This is a genomic window from Nonomuraea sp. NPDC050536 (assembly GCF_044457685.1).
Classification (GTDB): Bacteria; Actinomycetota; Actinomycetes; order Streptosporangiales; family Streptosporangiaceae; genus Nonomuraea.
This window is the reverse complement of sequence record NZ_JBITHD010000018.1, coordinates 140,348-156,853: the sequence shown is the minus strand read 5'-3', so window position 1 is coordinate 156,853 and position 16,506 is coordinate 140,348. Positions and strand designations below refer to the sequence as shown.

14 protein-coding genes are annotated in these 16,506 nt (G+C 72.0%); 7 read left to right on the top strand and 7 right to left on the bottom strand.

Annotation, left to right across the window (positions count from 1 at the left end):
- Positions 1–127: 127 nt before the first annotated feature.
- Both ACIBHX_RS39070 and ACIBHX_RS39065 read right to left on the bottom strand, forming a co-directional pair.
- Positions 128–1,771, bottom strand: a complete 1,644-nt coding sequence (locus tag ACIBHX_RS39070; RefSeq protein ID WP_397072496.1) for a DNA repair helicase XPB — start codon at positions 1,769–1,771, stop codon at positions 128–130.
- 69 nt (positions 1,772–1,840) lie between these two features.
- A complete protein-coding gene (locus ACIBHX_RS39065) occupies positions 1,841–2,164 on the bottom strand; it encodes a hypothetical protein (RefSeq protein ID WP_397072495.1) in 324 nt (107 codons plus the stop codon).
- Between the two features lie 87 nt (positions 2,165–2,251).
- Here ACIBHX_RS39065 and ACIBHX_RS39060 point away from each other — a divergent pair, with 87 nt between their 5' ends.
- Both ACIBHX_RS39060 and ACIBHX_RS39055 read left to right on the top strand, forming a co-directional pair.
- Complete coding sequence (locus ACIBHX_RS39060; RefSeq protein WP_397072494.1) at positions 2,252–2,752, top strand: SigE family RNA polymerase sigma factor; 501 nt, start codon at positions 2,252–2,254, stop codon at positions 2,750–2,752.
- Between the two features lies 1 nt (position 2,753).
- The gene (locus ACIBHX_RS39055) at positions 2,754–3,653 is read left to right on the top strand and encodes a hypothetical protein (RefSeq protein ID WP_397072493.1); all 900 of its coding nucleotides are present in this window, start codon (positions 2,754–2,756) and stop codon (positions 3,651–3,653) included.
- Here ACIBHX_RS39055 and ACIBHX_RS39050 read toward each other — a convergent pair.
- Positions 3,650–5,113, bottom strand: coding sequence for a class I adenylate-forming enzyme family protein (locus ACIBHX_RS39050; protein WP_397072492.1), 1,464 nt, complete (start codon positions 5,111–5,113; stop codon positions 3,650–3,652). The two genes, ACIBHX_RS39055 and ACIBHX_RS39050, sit on opposite strands and share 4 nt — an antisense overlap.
- Before the next feature lie 44 nt (positions 5,114–5,157).
- Complete coding sequence (locus tag ACIBHX_RS39045) at positions 5,158–7,491, bottom strand: helicase-associated domain-containing protein (protein ID WP_397072491.1); 2,334 nt, start codon at positions 7,489–7,491, stop codon at positions 5,158–5,160.
- Between the two features lie 115 nt (positions 7,492–7,606).
- Here ACIBHX_RS39045 and ACIBHX_RS39040 point away from each other — a divergent pair, with 115 nt between their 5' ends.
- On the top strand, positions 7,607–8,464 hold the full coding sequence (locus ACIBHX_RS39040) for a hypothetical protein (RefSeq protein WP_397072490.1): 858 nt from the start codon (positions 7,607–7,609) through the stop codon (positions 8,462–8,464).
- Here ACIBHX_RS39040 and ACIBHX_RS39035 read toward each other — a convergent pair.
- Positions 8,457–9,119, bottom strand: a complete 663-nt coding sequence (locus tag ACIBHX_RS39035; protein WP_397072489.1) for a TetR/AcrR family transcriptional regulator — start codon at positions 9,117–9,119, stop codon at positions 8,457–8,459. The genes ACIBHX_RS39040 and ACIBHX_RS39035 overlap by 8 nt on opposite strands.
- Positions 9,120–9,137: 18 nt before the next feature.
- Positions 9,138–9,542 (bottom strand): hypothetical protein, encoded by a 405-nt coding sequence (locus ACIBHX_RS39030; RefSeq protein WP_397072488.1) that lies wholly within the window; start codon positions 9,540–9,542, stop codon positions 9,138–9,140.
- Between the two features lie 113 nt (positions 9,543–9,655).
- Here ACIBHX_RS39030 and ACIBHX_RS39025 point away from each other — a divergent pair, with 113 nt between their 5' ends.
- Together ACIBHX_RS39025 and ACIBHX_RS39020 are read left to right on the top strand one after the other, a co-directional pair.
- Entirely contained in the window at positions 9,656–10,276 is a 621-nt protein-coding gene (locus tag ACIBHX_RS39025) for an HAD family hydrolase (protein WP_397072487.1), read from the top strand.
- Positions 10,277–10,367: 91 nt separating this feature from the next.
- Positions 10,368–10,769: a cold-shock protein gene (locus tag ACIBHX_RS39020; protein WP_397072486.1), complete on the top strand. Its 402-nt coding sequence runs from the start codon at positions 10,368–10,370 to the stop codon at positions 10,767–10,769.
- On the opposite strand, the gene ACIBHX_RS39015 is transcribed toward ACIBHX_RS39020, so the two are convergent.
- Positions 10,766–12,253, bottom strand: a complete 1,488-nt coding sequence (locus ACIBHX_RS39015; RefSeq protein ID WP_397072485.1) for an MFS transporter — start codon at positions 12,251–12,253, stop codon at positions 10,766–10,768. The two genes, ACIBHX_RS39020 and ACIBHX_RS39015, sit on opposite strands and share 4 nt — an antisense overlap.
- A 301-nt stretch (positions 12,254–12,554) precedes the next feature.
- On the opposite strand from ACIBHX_RS39015, the gene ACIBHX_RS39010 reads away from it, so the two are divergent.
- Together ACIBHX_RS39010 and ACIBHX_RS39005 are read left to right on the top strand one after the other, a co-directional pair.
- Positions 12,555–13,370: a DUF3027 domain-containing protein gene (locus ACIBHX_RS39010; RefSeq protein ID WP_397072484.1), complete on the top strand. Its 816-nt coding sequence runs from the start codon at positions 12,555–12,557 to the stop codon at positions 13,368–13,370.
- A gap of 100 nt (positions 13,371–13,470) precedes the next feature.
- Complete coding sequence (locus tag ACIBHX_RS39005) at positions 13,471–16,494, top strand: sacsin N-terminal ATP-binding-like domain-containing protein (protein ID WP_397072483.1); 3,024 nt, start codon at positions 13,471–13,473, stop codon at positions 16,492–16,494.
- Positions 16,495–16,506: the final 12 nt, after the last annotated feature.

Sequence of the window (16,506 nt, the reverse complement as noted above, 5' to 3'; positions counted from 1 at the left end):
GGATCATGGGGTATGCCGCAGGCGGCGGCCAAGCACGTAGGTGAGGGGGGTGGTTCGATTGTCGACGGCCCGCGGAGTCTCGTGGACCTGAACGTTCACGCCGGGGCCTGGTCCAGCGGACCAGGCCTCAGACTTCCAGCACGTCGTCCGCGTCGATGATCTGGTAGGCGTATCCCTGCTCGGCCAGGAAGCGCTGCCGGTGTGAGGCGAACTCCTGGTCGATGGTGTCCCTGCTGACGACCGTGTAGAAGCGGGCGCCCCCGCCGTCGGACTTGGGCCGCAGCACCCGCCCGAGCCGCTGCGCCTCCTCCTGGCGCGACCCGAACGTCCCCGACACCTGGATGGCCACGGTGGCCTCGGGCAGGTCGATGGAGAAGTTGGCGACCTTGGACACCACCAGGACCTGGATCTCCTTGTCGCGGAAGGCCTGGTAGAGCCGCTCGCGCTCCTTGACCCGGGTCTCGCCCTTGATGACCGGCGCGTTCAGGTGCTCGCCCAGCTCGTCGAGCTGGTCGATGTACTGGCCGATGACCAGCACCTGCTCGCCCAGGTGCTTACGGACCAGGGCCTCGGCCACGTACGTCTTGGACGGCGTCGTGGCGCAGAAGCGGTACTTCTCGTCCGCCTCGGCCATGGCGTAGGCCAGGCGCTCCTCGTCCGAGAGCGTGACGCGGACCTCGACGCAGTCGGCGGGCGCGATCCAGCCCTGGTTCTCCATCTCCTTCCACGGCGCGTCGTAGCGCTTGGGGCCGATCAGGGAGAACACGTCGCCCTCACGGCCGTCCTCGCGCACCAGCGTCGCGGTCAGGCCGACGCGCCTGCGGGCCTGCAGGTCGGCGGTCATCCGGAAGATCGGCGCGGGCAGCAGGTGGACCTCGTCGTAGACGACCAGGCCCCAGTCGCGCGCGTCGAACAGCTCCAGGTGGCTGTAGACGCCCTTCCGCCTGGTGGTCATCACCTGGTAGGTGGCGATGGTGACCGGGCGGATCTCCTTCTTGGTGCCCGAGTACTCGCCGATCTCGTCCTCGGTGAGCGAGGTGCGCTTGATCAGCTCGGTCTTCCACTGGTGCGCCGAGACCGTGTTGGTCACCAGGATGAGCGTGGTGGCCTGGGCGTGCGCCATCGCCGCCGCGCCCACGATGGTCTTGCCGGCGCCGCAGGGCAGCACGACCACGCCCGAGCCGCCGTTCCAGAACGCGTCCGCGGCCTCCTGCTGGTAGGCGCGCAGTGACCAGCCCTCCTGCCGCAGCTCGATCGGGTGGTGCTCGCCGTCGACGTAACCGGCCAGGTCCTCGGCGGGCCAGCCCAGCTTCAGCAGCGCCTGCTTGACGTTGCCGCGGTCGCTGGGGTGGACGATGACGCTGTCGGGGCCCAGGCGCTCGCCCAGCATCGGCTGGATCTTCCTGGAACGGAGCACCTCCTCCAGCACCGCGCGGTCGCTGGAGGTCAGCGTGAGCCCGTTGACCGGGTCCTTCTCCAGCCTGAGCCGGCCGTAGCGGGACATGGTCTCGGCCACGTCGACCAGCAGGGCGTGCGGGACCGGGTAACGGCTGAAGCTGATGAGCGCGTCGATGACCTGCTCGGCGTCGTGGCCCGCGGCGCGCGCGTTCCACAGCGCCAGCGGGGTGACGCGGTAGGTGTGGACGTGTTCGGGTGCGCGCTCCAGCTCGGCGAACGGGGCGATCGCCTTACGGCACTCGTCGGCCCGTTCGTGGTCGACCTCGAGCAGCAGCGTTTTGTCCGATTGGACGATGAGCGGGCCGTCGTTCACGAACTTCCCTTCCTCCGGCTACCGCCTATCCAACACAAGTGACGGCAAGAACAGTCCCCGAACAGGCAATCAGCTGGATTCCTCGTCCAGATAGCCGTTGAGACCGAGGAAGAGGAACACGCCGATGCTGACCGCGAACCCCAGGCCGAACAGCACCCAGCTCCACACGAGCATGCGGCGGGCACCCGCGGTGTCGTTGTTGACCCTGCCCAGTGCGAGCCCGGCCATGATCGCCCCGGGGATCGCCAGGAGGTTGCAGCAGGAGGGAATCGCCAGACAGTTGAGCACGAGCGCCACGATCGCGTTGGCCCTGGCCTTGTCGGCCTCCGGGCGCGGCGGCGGGTGGCCCCAGCTGGGAGGTGGTTGGTTGCCGTACGGCTCGCCGTATCTCATAACCCGTCAACATTTATCACGCGTCGGCATAGATAGACCGATCTGATGGCGTCTAGGAGGGGGAGACCCCGAGCAGGGAGGCCCCGCTTGCACCCGGACGACCAGCGCGTCTTCACGGACTTCGTCGCCACGCGCTCCAACAGCCTGATCAGGTTGGCCTACGTGCTGACCGGTGACCAGCACGCCGCCGAAGACCTGCTCCAGAGCGCTCTCGCCAAGACCGCGGACCGCTGGAAGGGCATCAGGGGCGACCCGGAGTCCTATGTGCGGCGGGTGATGTACCACGAACAGGTCGGCCGCTGGCGCAGCCCTCGGTGGGGCCGCGAGCGGGTGATGGAGGCGCCGCCGGAGGCCGCCGAGAGCGACCGCACCGCGGGCGTCGACGAGCGGATCACCCTGGAGCAGGCGCTGCGCCGCCTGCCCGCCAGGAAGCGCGCGGTCCTGGTGCTGCGCTACTTCGAGGACCTGCCGGAGTCGGAGGTGGCCCGCATCATGGGCTGCTCGATCGGCACGGTGCGCAGCCAGACCCACCGAGCGATCAAGCACCTGCGCGAGGTCGTGGGCGAGCACGTCAAGCTGGAGGCCTGACATGGCGGTCGACGAACGCACGATCAGCGAGGCGCTGCGCACCATGGCCGCACGCGCCACCCCGGCCGACCCCGCCCCGCTGGCCAGGCGGGCGTTGCGATCCCGGGTACGGCGGCGCGGCACGCGCTGGGTGGCGGGGCTGGTGACGGCGGCGGCGCTGACGGCCTACGGAGTCGTCCAGCTGCGGCCGGTCGAGACGAAGGATCCCACCCTGGTGGGTCCCATCCCGGTCAACCCGTCGCCCATGTATCCCACGCCCACGCCGTCGCCCACCAACAGCGGGGCGCCCGCGCTCGGGCCGCTGCCGGCCAACGACTCCGAGCGGTTCGGCCAGGTCCTGGCCTGCATGCCGCACGGCGGGACCGTGCACAACATGGACGGCGAGCGGGTGCTGCCGCAGCACGGCGTGCCCCAGGACTTCCGCTGGCTGGTGGAGGCCGCCGACAAGGAGGGCGTGACCAGGCTGGTGGGCAGCCTGAAGGGGTTCGTGCTGTGCACGCCGGGCGTGCGCGGGGTGAGCTACCCGACCGACGCGCTCTTCGCCTACTGGGGCGTCGAACCGCCGGGCGACCTGGCCTTCGACGCGGCGTTGAGCGTGGACGTCTACGACCTCCAGATGCAGTCGATGATCAACCCGCCCAAGGACGGTGACCCGCTCTTCCACGTCGTGGCCGGCCGGGTGAAGCCCGAGGTCAAGCGGGTCGAGGCCGTGTGGAAGGACGGCAGGCGCGCCGAGGCGGTGCTGGGCAACGGCTTCTTCATCATCAGAACCCGCGCCCACAAGCCCTACGTCCATGGCGACCTGCGCACGGTGACCGCCTACGACGGGGACGGCCGGGTGCTGGCCGTCAAGGACGGCGCCAAGGTCCCCGGGATGGGCGCACCCGACGACAACGACTAGAGCAGGGCCCGCAGCGCCTTGCGGTCCAGCTTGAGCACGCTCGTGATCGGGATCGAGTCGACGAAGACCACCTCGCGGGGGTACTTCACCCGGCCGACCCGGTCGCGGGCCCAGGCGATCAGCTCATCGGCGGTGACCGTGCCGCCGGGGCGCAGCTGGACGAAGGCCACCACCTCCTCGCCGATGCGCTGCTCGGGACGTCCGACGACGCCCGACATCACCACGTCGGGGTGCTGGTTGAGCGCGTCCTCCACGTCGCGCGGGAACACGTTGAACCCGCCGCGGATGATCAGGTCCTTCTTCCTGTCGACGATGTAGAGGTAGCCGTCCTCGTCCACGCAGCCGATGTCGCCGGTGCGCAGCTCGCCGTCGACCAGGGCGGTGTCGCCGCTCTCCGCCGCGCCCCAGTAGCCCAGCATGAGCGAGCCGGCCCGGATGCAGATCTCGCCCACATCGTCGGCCTCCATGGCCGCGCCGTCGGCGTCGCGGATCGTGACCGTGTAACCGGGCATCGGCAGCCCGACGCTGCCCACCCGGCGGCGGCCGGGCGGGTTGAACGAGGTCACCGCGCTCGTCTCGGTCAGGCCGTACCCCTCGAGGATCTGCACGCCCGGCACCCGGCGCTCGAACTCCTCGAGCACGTCCCGCCCGAGCGGCGCCGCGCCGCAGGTCAGGTACGCCAGATCCGGCAACGCGGTCGCCTCCAGCGGCTCCGCGAGCAGCATCTGCAGCATCGCGGGCACCACGGTCCCGAACTGGACGCGCTGCTCGGCGGCCAGCGCCAGGAAGGCCTTGGGGTCGAACCAGCGCATGAGGACGGCCTGCTGCGGCTCGGTCGCGTGCATCCCGGCGACCGTGACGATCAGCCCGTAGGAGTGCGAGAGCGGCACCGGCACCAGCCCGCGGTTGATCCCCTCCTGGTGGGAGATCTGGAAGGCGCTCCTGCCGGTGTGCCACAGCCCGCCGTGGGTCAGCATGACCCCCTTGGCCTTGCCCGTGGTGCCGCCGGTGTACATCAGCGCGGCCAGGTCGCCTGGATCCCGCGCGACCGGCCCGTGCTCGGCGACCCGCTCCAGTTCCCCCGTGTCCACATATATCGGGATGTCGACGGCGGTGGCCTGGACGGTCGGCACCAGCTCCGGCGACGTGATGACCGCGCTCGCCCCGCTGTCGGTCAGGATGTGCCGCAGCTCCTCGGCCCCGACCAGGAACACCACGGGCGTCACCACCGCACCCGCCGACCAGACGGCCTGGTAGATGAGCGGCACCTCCGGCGAGTTCGCCATCATCACCACGACCCGGTCACCCGGCCCGATGCCCGCCTCTATCAGCCCGCCGCACACGCGCCTGGCCCGCTCGGCGAGCGCGTGGCTGCGATGCCAGGCGCCCTCGTAGAACACCGACTCGTAGTCCCCGAACCGCTCCCAGGACTCCTCGGCCAGCCGCCCCAATGTGGTCATGGCATCAAAGTCACCCGGGCGCGGGGCCCCGTCAAGACAGCGCGTCAAGAGAGGCCGGCGACCCCGGTGATGCGGTGCAGCGCGAAACGGTGCACCGCCGCCCGCGTCTCGTCGTAGGCGGTCAGGTAGCCGCCCTCCATGCGCGCCGGCTCCAGGATGCGCGAGGTCGCGTTGCCCTGCGAGTCGAGGTAGCCGATCCACACCCGCACGCCCTGCCTGATGGCCTCCTGCAGCGCGTTGATGGTCGCGGTGGCCGGCCCGCGCGGGATCTGACCGCCCGGTGCCGCCACCGGCTCGCGCCGCGCCAGGTGCGCCGCGTCACCGGCTCGCAGAGCCCGTACGGCTGCCGCCGCCACCTCCGGGTCCAGCCCGTTGGCCGAGGAGACCGTGCGCGCCGGGGGCAGCCCCTCGGTGCGCCGGCTGTCGAGCTGGGAGATGATCACATCGCCGTCCAGCGACTCGGCCACCGGCGCGTACCCCATCGCCCGCAGCGAGTCCACCAGCACCGCCCGCGACGACCTGGAGGCGATCACGGTGGGCGCCAGCCTGCGCAGCCGCAGCTGGGCGGAGCGCCTGTCGGCGGTGATCTGGTCGAGCAGCGCCGGGTCGTCGCAGCGGATGTAGGCGCTGGCCGTACCGACCCTGATGCGTCCGTGGCGGCGCGCGACATCCGCGACCAGGTAGGACAGGGCCTGCGGGACGGGCGTGGCCGAGTGGCGCTCCAGCATGGCCAGCATCTCTTCGGCACCCTGGCCCGCATCGAGCGCGCGCCGGATGGAGCCCTCGCTGAAGCGGTAGACGGTCGCGCCGCCCTTGGACTCCACGTCGGCCGCCAGCGTCATCCACCGGTTCAGGTCGCTGGTCAGCGGGCCCGGCGCGACGGCGGTGAGGTCGGCCTGCAGCAGCACGTGGTCGACCGGCTCGGGCAGCAGCGGCTCCAGCGCCACGGCCGCCGCGCCGCCCTCGAGCAGCGCCCGCCCGTGCACCGACAGCGCGCCCAGCCCTGTGATGCCGACCTGCTCGGCCTCGCGCAGCGTGAACTCCGTCAGCCGCTCCCGCAACGGCCCCCTGCGCCGCGGCTGCTCCCAGGCCAGCCGGTCCAGCACCGAGTCGCGGGTCGGCGCCAGGCCGGGCGCCGAGGTCAGCACGCCGAGCGCGGCCGCCCTGACCGCGGGCGCGGCCGAGCGCCGCAGGTCGGTGTGCAGCGCGTTGAGTGGCCTGTCGCGGTCGTCGCGCTCACCGACCAGGCCGGGCACGCGGTCCATCTGCAGCCAGGTCGCCGCCAGCGACACCCAGCGGTCGGCGGTCGCCCGCACCCGCCACAGGTCGTAGCCGGTGGTGGGCAGCCACTCGCCGTCCACGGTGCCGCCCGCCGCGACCAGCCCGGCCGCGTGCGTCACCTCGACCACCAGCGCGGCCACCCACTCGGGCACGTCCAGGTCGGCGGACGCCCGTTTCATGTCGCGTACGCCGAGCCCGCCCGTGCGCAACACGCCCGGCGGGTCGATGCTCCACCGCTCGCACAGCTCCTCGACCAGCCTGACGAACGTGAACGCCTGTCCCGCGGCCGTCCGATCGGCCAGTTTCATGTCCCGCGTGGAGCCGTCCAGCGCGGGCGGCACGGCGTGCAGGTCGCGGTGGACGCGCCCGTCACGCAGGTACAGCGCCACCTCGCGCGGCAGCGTCACGCTTTCCTCGCCGGTCGCCGCCAGCAGGCCGCGCGCCAGCAGCTGCTCGATGGGGGAGCGGGCCGACTCCACCCGCACCTCGCGCCTGGCGTTCGGCACCCGGCCCGTCGGCGGGCCCCACGCGAGCTGGTCCAGCGCCGTCCTGGCCTCCGGCGACACCTCGGCGATCAGCTGCGCGGGCTCGGCCAGCGCCGCGGCCAGCCGCTCCTTGCCCGTCCCCGTCGTGCCGGGCGCGATCTCGTCGGCCATGTCCTCCAGCTGCTCGGGCGGATGGTGGCGGAACACCTCGGCCACCGGCGGCCCCAGCCCCGCCGGGTCGTCCAGCACCTTGCACACGCCCGGCGCCAGCGCGATAGCGCTGTCAGGCCCGTAGACCAGCGCCAACTCCCGCAGCCGCTCCAGCGCCGTCTCGAGCGCGGGCCCCGCCTCGCCCTCGGCCAGCGCCTTGGCCAGCAGCCTCCTGAGCGCCGCCTTGGTCGGCGGTTTCCGCTGTACGGCGAGCGTCTCGACGACCGCCAGCGTGAACCGGTCGAGCCGGTCGAGGACGCGGCCGATCGCCGACGGGCTGCCGGCCCGGGAGGCAAGCCCTTCCAGGTGGGCGGGCACCGGAGTGATCAGCTCGGGACGCGCGGAAACCAGCGCCCTGAGCTGTGCGTCGGTGCGCCCCCTGATCCACTCCGTGAACTCCATCGATGCCATGGTATGTCCCACCCGATTGGGGCAGAGTGGCTCGCGTGAGCGAGCGCAGCGAGCGAACCATCAAACGCGGCTTGATCTCTATCAAGGGGCCCGCGAAGGAGGCCCCGTGATAGAGCGCGCGGACCAGCTCGTGCTGAATTACGTCAGCAAGGCCGCTGACGCCGCTCACGGTGTCCTCAGGTCCGATCAGCGGCTCGACTTCGTCAAGCGGCTGCGGGCCAGGATCGAGGAGGAACGGCGCGGCAGCCAGAACGCCCGCGACGTGGCCAGGGTTCTCGCCCGCTTCGGTGACCCCAAGGCCCTCGTGGCCCGCGAGGTCAACCGGCTGGCCGCCGGCGCTTCGGGAAGCCCGCCCACGGGCCCGGGCGGCCTGCCGGGCTATCCCGGCGCTGACGCCGCGTCCGACGGGTCCACCGTGATCTTCCCGGCGATCGTGGACGACGCCGAGCCCACGTTGCCGCCGCCGGGGGTGCAACTGGGCAGGAAGGTGGCGCAGGAGCGGCTGGCAGGCAGGGGGCGAGGGCTGTCGTTCGCCGGGTTACGCAGGGCCGCGATGTCCAGCGCCAACCCGATGGCCACCGAGGGGCGCGACGCCGTGTCCATCCTGCGGGAGCATCGGCGCGAGGTGGTGGCCATGGCGATCCTGGTGCTGTCGGCGCTGCTGATCCCCTTCAACCTGCCGGCCGTGGCCATCTTCCGGGTGCCGGTGCTGGTGTGGGCGCTCGGCGCGCTTCTGGTGCTGGCCGGCGACAGCTGGACGCTGCGTGACCGGCTCCTCGGCCTCGGCGCGCCGATCCTCGGCTACACCGTGGGAGGTGTGCTCGTGGGCGGCTTGCGGGCGGGCGGCCAGCAGGGGCTGCAGGCGTTCTTCGTCCAGTTCTACGACGTCAGCGGCGTCATGTTCATGATCGGCGCAGGGCTGGGCGTGGTCTGGCTGGCCTACCGGCTCTTCGACGTCAACTGACCGGCGCGGGGGTGGGCAGGAGGCCCACCGCCAGCCGTACCCAGGCCTGGACGAACTGGTCCTTCTCCGCGTGGCCCGGCGACTCGCCCACCGTCTCCTGGAACAGGCGGTAGTGGACCACCGAGCCGCCGAGCACGGCGGCGATGCCGGTCCAGTCGACCTTGGCGGCGGCGTACTCGGGCTGGGCGCGGAACCAGGTGACGATCGCGTCGAACATCGGCTGGAGCAGCCCCTCGCGCACCACCGAGACCAGTTCGGGGAACTGGCTCAGGTCGCGGAAGAAGACCCGGGTCAGCTCCGACTCCTCGCGGACCTTGGCCAGCCCCGCCCTGACCAGGTGCGACAGCCGTAGCTCCAGGTCGGCCTGCTCCATGGTGTCGAGGTGGGCCAGGCTCTCGGCCACCTGGGTGCGGGTGCGGGCGGCGTGCTCGTTGATCGCCGCGGCGAGGACCTCGTACTTGGACTTGAAGTGCCGGTACAGGCCCCCGGCGCCGGGGGAGAGCCCGGAGGCGGCCTCGATCTCGGCGACCGAGGTGGCCGAATAGCCGCGCTCGGCGAACAGGCGCAGGGCCTCGTCGATGATCCGCTCGCGCGTGCTCACGGTCGCGCCCGCTTCCCGCTTGGCGGAAGCTCCTGCGCTAGGCGATCTGGTCATGTCCGTCCTAGTTTATGGTCACGGCGCCAGACGCCGGATGAGGCTCGCCAGCACCGAACCGATGATCAGCCAGACGACCGCCGCCAGCCCGTAGTCGATCAAGGTGGTCCAGCGGGCGTCGGAGACCTGGAACAGGTTGGCCAGGCCCAGCGACAGCAAACCGGCCAGGGACTCGACGAACTGGTACCAGACGTTGGCCGGGTTGGCCTTGAACACGGTGAAGACCGCGTAGAGGACCAGAATGAGCGCGGCCAGCCTGGTGGCCACCCGGACCGCCCAGACCAGGAACGTCACGGTCGTCCCCCAGGCGCTGCGCGCGGCCGAGACCTGCGCCGGGCGGGCGGGCCGGTGCCGGTGGGGTGGTTCCAGGGGAGCGGCGACGAGCCGGTCTCCAGGCTCAGGCGGTTTGGGGCTTTCCGTCATGGCCTCTCCTCCATGCTCTTGCCGTGGGATAAGTAATTCCTTTCTTCCCACTCCAACGGTCCCACAAGAGCCCCCGTTACGTGTAATGCACCGGTGTTTGGCATCCTGCTGGCGTGGGAACTGCGATGGGCTTCGACCTTGACATGACTTTGGCGGACACGCGCTCGGGCATAGCGGCCGTTTACGACCAGCTGGCGGCTCGGCTGGGGATCTTCATCGACAGCGCGGCCATCATCACCAGATTGGGGCCGCCGCTGGAGCGCGAGCTGGCCAACTGGGTGCCCGCCGAGGAGGTGCCCGCCGCGGTCGAGATCTTCCGGCAGATCTACCCCGACGTCGGCGTGCCCGCGCACACCGCGATGGCGGGCGCGCACGAGGCCGTCGAGGCGGTCAAGGCCGGCGGCGGCCGGGTCATCGTGGTGACGGGCAAGAACGTCCGCGACGCAACCGCCACGGTCAAGCTGCTCGGGTTCGCCGTCGACGAGGTGGTGGGCTCGGTCTTCGGCGCTGACAAGGGTTCGGCACTCGCGCGCTTCGGCGCCGCGGCCTATGTTGGTGATCACGTCGCGGACATCGAGGCGGCGCGAGCAGGTGGCGCGGTCAGCGTGACGGTCGCCACGGGACCCTACACGGTGGGAGAGCTGCGTGATCACGGAGCTGATGTGGCGCTGAGCGACCTCACGGAATTCTCCACATGGTTCGCCGACTGGCGTACTCGCCGCGTAATCGGGTAATTGCCCGTCAAATACCCGGTCGCTCCCGCGCCTCGCGGGGCATAACCTACGTCCATCCATCTTTTCCGACTGTTTGAACGAGGTCTGTCACGTGCCGAGTGGCAAGGTCAAGTGGTACGACGCCGACAAGGGTTTCGGCTTCCTCACCCGTGACGACGGTGGTGAGGTCTTCGTGCATTCCTCCGCGCTCCCCAGCGGGGCCGCGCCGCTCAAGCCCGGCCAGAAGGTCGAGTTCGGCGTCGCAGAGGGCCGTCGCGGCCAGCAGGCGCTCTCGGTCAGGATCCTCGATCAACCCCCCACCCTCGCCAAGGCGGCGGCCAAGCCCAAGGCCAAGCGCAAGAAGCCGGACGAGATGGTCGTCATCGTGGAAGACCTGATCAAGCTGCTCGACGACGTCTCCACCTCCTACCAGCGGGGCAAGCACCCCGAGGCGGCGCACGCCAAGAAGATCGCCCAGGTGCTCCGCGCCGTGGCCGACGACCTGGACGCCTAACCCTGCGGATTGCCGAGCGGCTCGGGCGGGTTGCTCAGCCGCTCGGTGTGCTCGCGCTGGATCCGGGCGTTCACCGCCCGGATCCGCCGCCTGCGCTTGATCAGCAGCCACACCAGGCCGGCGGTCAGCACCACCGCCAGCGTGACCAGCCCCGCCGTGCCGTTCTCGGTCAGCGACAGCAGCAGCCCGATCAGCCCGCCGAACACCCAGGACAGCTGCAGGATCGCCTCGGTCACGCCGAACGTGGACGAGAGCACCTCCTCGCCGATCTCCTGCTGCACGATCGCGTCCAGCGCCAGCTTGCCCAGGCCCGAGGCGAACGCGGTGATGAACGAGATCGCCACGGCCGCCCACAGGTTGAAGAAGACCGCGGTGGTGATCGTGGTGATCGCCGTGACGGCCAGCGTGAGCAGCGTGATGAGCTGCGGCGAGTGGTTACGCGACCAGTTGGCCACGGCCGCGCCCACCAGGCCGCCCACCCCCGCCGCGACCGCCAGCAGCCCGATCGTCACCTTGACGTCGAAGAACGTGTCGCGCACCAGCAGCCAGGGCGCCGCCTTGTCCTGGACCATGAACAGCAGGAAGAACAGCAGGAACCCGGAGAACAGCCGGATCAGCAGGTTCGCGCCGACCGCCTCGCCCACCACGGGGCCGACCTTGAGCAGCGTGCGCCAGCGCTGGGCCCTGCCCTCCGCCGGGTGCTCCTCCTCCACGTCGGGCGAGTCCACGTGCCGCGGCAGCCGTACCGCGAAGACCCCGACCAGCAGGAAGGCGACCATCGCGATGCGCAGCATGGCGGCGCTGCCCAGCCAGGCCGTCAGGCCGCCCGCGACCGGCACCGCGATGCCGGCCGAGAGCAGGATGAACAGCGTGATGCGGGCGTTGGCCGAGACCAGCGAGATGTCGGCGGGCAGCACGCTCGGCATGATCGCCGCTCGGGAGACGTTGTAGGCCTTCGACAGCACCAGCACGCCCAACGCCCCGGCGAACAGCGTGACCAGGTCGTTCGGGCCCACGGCCGCCGCCATGGCGAAGCAGAGCAGGCCCCGGCCGAACAGCGTGCCGGCCATCACGTAGCGGCGGCCCGACCTGAACCGGTCGAGGATCGGCCCGACGAACGGCGCGAGCAGCGCGAACGGGATCATCGTGATGACCAGGTACAGCGCGACGGGCCCGCGTGCCTCGCCGACCGGCAGGCCGAAGAAGACCGTGCTCGCCAGCGCCACCGTGACCAGCGCGTCGCCCGCGCTCTCGCCGGCGCTCAGCTCGATCAGCCGGCCAAGCCCGGTGCGGTCTGCGCCGTTGGCGTAGGTGACCTTCCTGGTGGCGCGGCCGACCCGCTGCGCGCCTCTGGCCGTGGCCTGACCTGCCTTCTTGGTGCCGACGGCGGTGGCCTTCCCGGCGCGGAACGTCGCGCGGCTCGCGTCGGCGACTCCATGCCCGACGCGCCGCGAGATCTCGCGCGCTCGATCCCAGCCACCCACAGCTAACAGTCTTACCCGATCCGGCATCTTTACCGGACACGGAGCGGATTCCTGAAGATTCCCGTACGGCGAGCCGCCCAACCCGCCGCCCGCCGCACGTCGGCTGAGGGCCCGCGACCGGCGCTGCCGGCGAGTCGGGGACGCTCGCCCGCCGCCACGGCGCCCGTCATCCGCCGTCATGGTCCCTGGAAGGCGGGCCGTACAGGATCTGGGACCGGTTCGGGACTGTCGGCACCGGCAGGTCGCTGGATGGGTGAGAATGAAGTGTGAGCGAACAGCACCTTTCGGCGGAGGCGGCCCGATGACCCGGACCAGGACTCGCGCCTCCGCGCCCGACCAGGCCTGTCTCGCCGCGGTTGACCTGGCGCGCGACGCCGCTCTCGAGCTCGCCTCGCCCGGCGAGCCCGGCGAGCACCTCGGCTTCGAGGTCGAGGGCGACCGGATCGTCACCCACTACTTCGCCTGCCTCGACCGGGCCTACCGCGGCTGGCGGTGGGCGGTGACCGTCACGCGCGCCTCCCGCGCGAAGAACGTGACGGTCAGCGAGGCCGTGCTGCTGCCGGGCACCGGCGCCCTGCTCGCCCCCGAATGGCTGCCGTGGAGCGAGCGGCTGCGCCCCGGCGACCTGGGCGTGGGCGACCTGCTGCCCACCCCGGAGGACGACGACCGGCTGGCGCCGGGTTTCACCGAAGCCGGCGACGACGTCGATCGCCAGCAGATTTTCGAGTACGGCCTGGGCCGAGCCCGTGTGCTCTCGGCCATCGGCAGAGACAGGGCGGCCAGGCGCTGGCACTCTGGCGAGCACGGGCCGCACACGCCGATCGCACACGCCGCGCCCGCGCAGTGTTCCACCTGCGGGTTCTACTGGCTGCTCGGGGGTGGGCTCCGGCAGATGTTCGGGGTGTGCACCAATGAGTACGCCCCCGACGACGGCAAGGTGGTCGCCGCCGACCACGGCTGCGGCGCCCACTCCGAGGCCGCGGTCATGCCGCCGCCGATAGAGGCGGCCTCGCCCATCCTCGACGACCTGGGCTTCGACCTGATCGAGGAGGAGGGGGCAGCGGACGAGGAGGGCTCGGTCGATGAGTCGGCCATCGAGGACCTCGGCCACTCCTGACCTGCCCCACGCCCGGTGGTTCGGGCGTCGTGCGAGTGTGAAAACGGGTGTCGGTGGGGGCCGCTAGGGTACGTGAGCCCCCTACGCACATTGGAGGACCGTGGACACCTTCGGCACCGACCGGATGCGGGCAGCAGTGCTCGCCGCCTGGACGGCCTCGCCTGCCCGATTTCGCGAGGACGCCAACGCCGAGGAGGATTTCGCCCTCGGCGGCTACCGCGACCGGTTGATCGTGGAGCTCGCGCAGAACGCGGCCGACGCCGCCCTGCGCACCGGCGTGCCAGGGGTGCTCCGGCTGACGCTCCGCGACAGCGTGCTGACGGCCGCCAACACGGGCGCGCCGCTCGACGCGACGGGCGTGGAGGGGCTGTCGACGCTGCGGGTGTCCGGCAAGCGCGACGAGGCCGGCGCGGCCGGCCGCTTCGGTGTCGGCTTCGCGGCGGTCGTGTCGGTGTGCGACGAGCCGGTGATCGGGTCCCGCGAGTCCGGGTTCGTCCGCTGGTCCCGCGCGGAGACCGCCGACGTGGTCGCCTCGATGCCCGCGCTGTCGGCGGAGCACGCCTCGCGTTCGGGTCATGTGCCGCTGCTGCGCCTGCCCTTCCCCGCCGACCCGATCGACGTCCCCGACGGCTTCGACACCCTCGTACGGCTGCCGCTGCGCGACCGCGCGGCCGTCGACGCCGTCCGCCAGATGCTGACCCAGACGTCCCCGGCCCTGCTGCTCGGCCTGTCCGCCCTGTCGTCCATCGAGATCGACCTCGACGGCGACACCCGCACCGTGGCCGCCGACGGCTGGCACGAGGTCTCCGACTCCGGCACCTTCACCCCGGAGGAGATCGCGCACCTCTTCGCCACCCGCCCGACCGAGGAACGCGCCCGCCCCTACTGGTCCGTCCGCTGGGCCGTCCCCGTCACCCAGCCCTCGGGCGAGCCTGACGGCTTCCCCAAGGCCGTGCCGCAGATGGTGCACGCGCCGACGCCGAGCGACGAGCCGCTCGACCTGCCCGCGCTGCTGATCGCGTCGTTCCCGATGGCCACCGACCGTCGCCACGTCGCCAAGGGGCCGCTGACCGACTTCCTGGTGGACAAGGCGGCCGACGTCTACGTCCGGCTGCTGCGCGAGCTGCCCAGGACGCCCAAGCTGCTCGACCTGGTCCCGGCGCTGATGGGCAAGGGTGAGCTGGACGCGCGGATCCGGCGGGCGATTCTGGCGCGCCTGCCCGAGGTGCCGCTGCTGCCCGCGCTGTCTCCGCCGCCGCCCGCCGTGCGGACGCCGACCTTCCAGGACGCGGCCGTCTACGAGCCCGACGCCGAGTGGAAGGTCGAGCACCCCGTCGAGGAGCCCGACGGCGACGGCTGGGTGGTGCGCGGGCGCGAGGCGTCCGTGGTGGCCGGTTCGGCCGAGCTGCTTGAGGTGCTGGCGGCGTTCGTGCCCGGGCTGCTGCCGGCCGGGTGGCCCGCCCGGCATCCGGGGATGAACGCGCTCGGCGTGCGCAGGGTCGAGCTGGCCGACGTGGTCGACCTGCTGTCCGGCGAGGCCGTCGAGGGGCGCGACCCCGCCTGGTGGCAGTCGCTCTACCAGGTGCTGCCCGCCGACGACCCCGAGGCGCTTGGCGCGCTGCCCGTCCCGCTTTCCGACGGCCGGCTGGTGCGGGGGCCGCGCGGCACGCTGATCCTCACCGGGGCCCAGCTCGACCTGGAGGCGCTGGGGCTGCGCATCGTGCACCCGGAGGCCGCCCACCCGCTGCTGCTGCGCCTGGGCGCCGCCGAGGCCACGCCGCGCACCGTGCTCGAAGACCCGCTCACCAGGGCGGCCGTCGCCGAGTCGCTCGACAGTCCCGATCCGGAGCCGGTGGCGCGTGCCGTGCTGTCGCTGGTCCAGGCCGCGACGCTCGCGCCAGGCGAGCTGCCGTGGCTGGCCGACCTGGCGCTGCGCGGCGCCGACGGCGAGCTCTATCCCGCCGGCGAGCTGCTGCTCGGCGACGGCGCGCTGGCCAGGCTGCTGGAAGACGACACGCACTTCGGCGTCGCCGCGCGGGAGCTCGAGGAGGGGTACGGCGCGCGCGTCCTGGAGGCCGTCGGCGTGCTCGACGGGTTCGCCGTCGTCAACGACGCCGACGTGTTGCTCGACCACGATGACTGCGACCACGACCTCGACAGCGAGGACGACTGGCTCGACCACGTGCACGACCTGCTGCCCGACCTCGAGGTGCCGCCGGTGGTGGCGGAGTTCTCGGCGGTGCGCGACCTGGAGCTGGTGGCCGACTGGGAGGGGGCGCTGCGGCTGCTGACCAGGCCGCCGCTGCGGGCGGTGCTGCAACCGCTGCGCGTGCAGGGCGTGGAGGTGCCCTCCTACACCGCCTGGTGGCTGGGCAACCACCCGGTGCTCGGCGGGCGGCGGCCACGCGAGCTGCGGCTGCCCGGGGCCGACCCGCTGCTCCAGGGGCTGTACACCGACGCGCCGGCCGGGCTGGACGAGGCGGCGCTCGGCATGATCGGCGTGCGGACCACGCTGGCGGAGCTGCTGGTCTCGCACGGCGGGCCCGAGGAGCTGCTCGACCTGATGGCCGATCCGGAGATCTCCGTCGACAGGGCCCAGCTGCGGGCGCTGTGGATCGCGTTGGCGGGGGTCGACCCTTCGCGGGTGGCGCCTCCGTCCAAGGTGCGGGCGGTGCTCGGCGGCGACATCGTGGTGGCCGACGCGGAGGACGCCGTCGTGGTGGAGGCGCCCGACCTGCTGCAGCTGGTCACCTCCCGGCCGCTGGTGCTCGCGTCCTACGACCTGGCCGAGTCGCTTTCCGAGCTGCTCGACCTGCCGCTGGCCGGGGAGCTGGCGCCCGGGGAGGTCACCTCGGAGGGCGTCGTACGTCCCGTGCCTGCCGAGGTGCGCTCGCTGCTTCCCACGGCGCCCGAAACCTACGTCGAGCACGACAAGCTCCTGGTCGACGGGGTGGCCTGCGCCTGGCGCTACTTCGAGGGCGCCGTCCACTGCACCGGCCCCGACGGCCTGGCGCGCGGGCTGGCCTGGGCGACCGGGCAGTGGGGCGACCGGCTCGCGGTCGCCGCCCTCCTGAGGGATCCCACCGCGGTCCCCCTCCTGCTGGCCGAGGCCGACCTCTCCTAGCCCGCCCGCCAG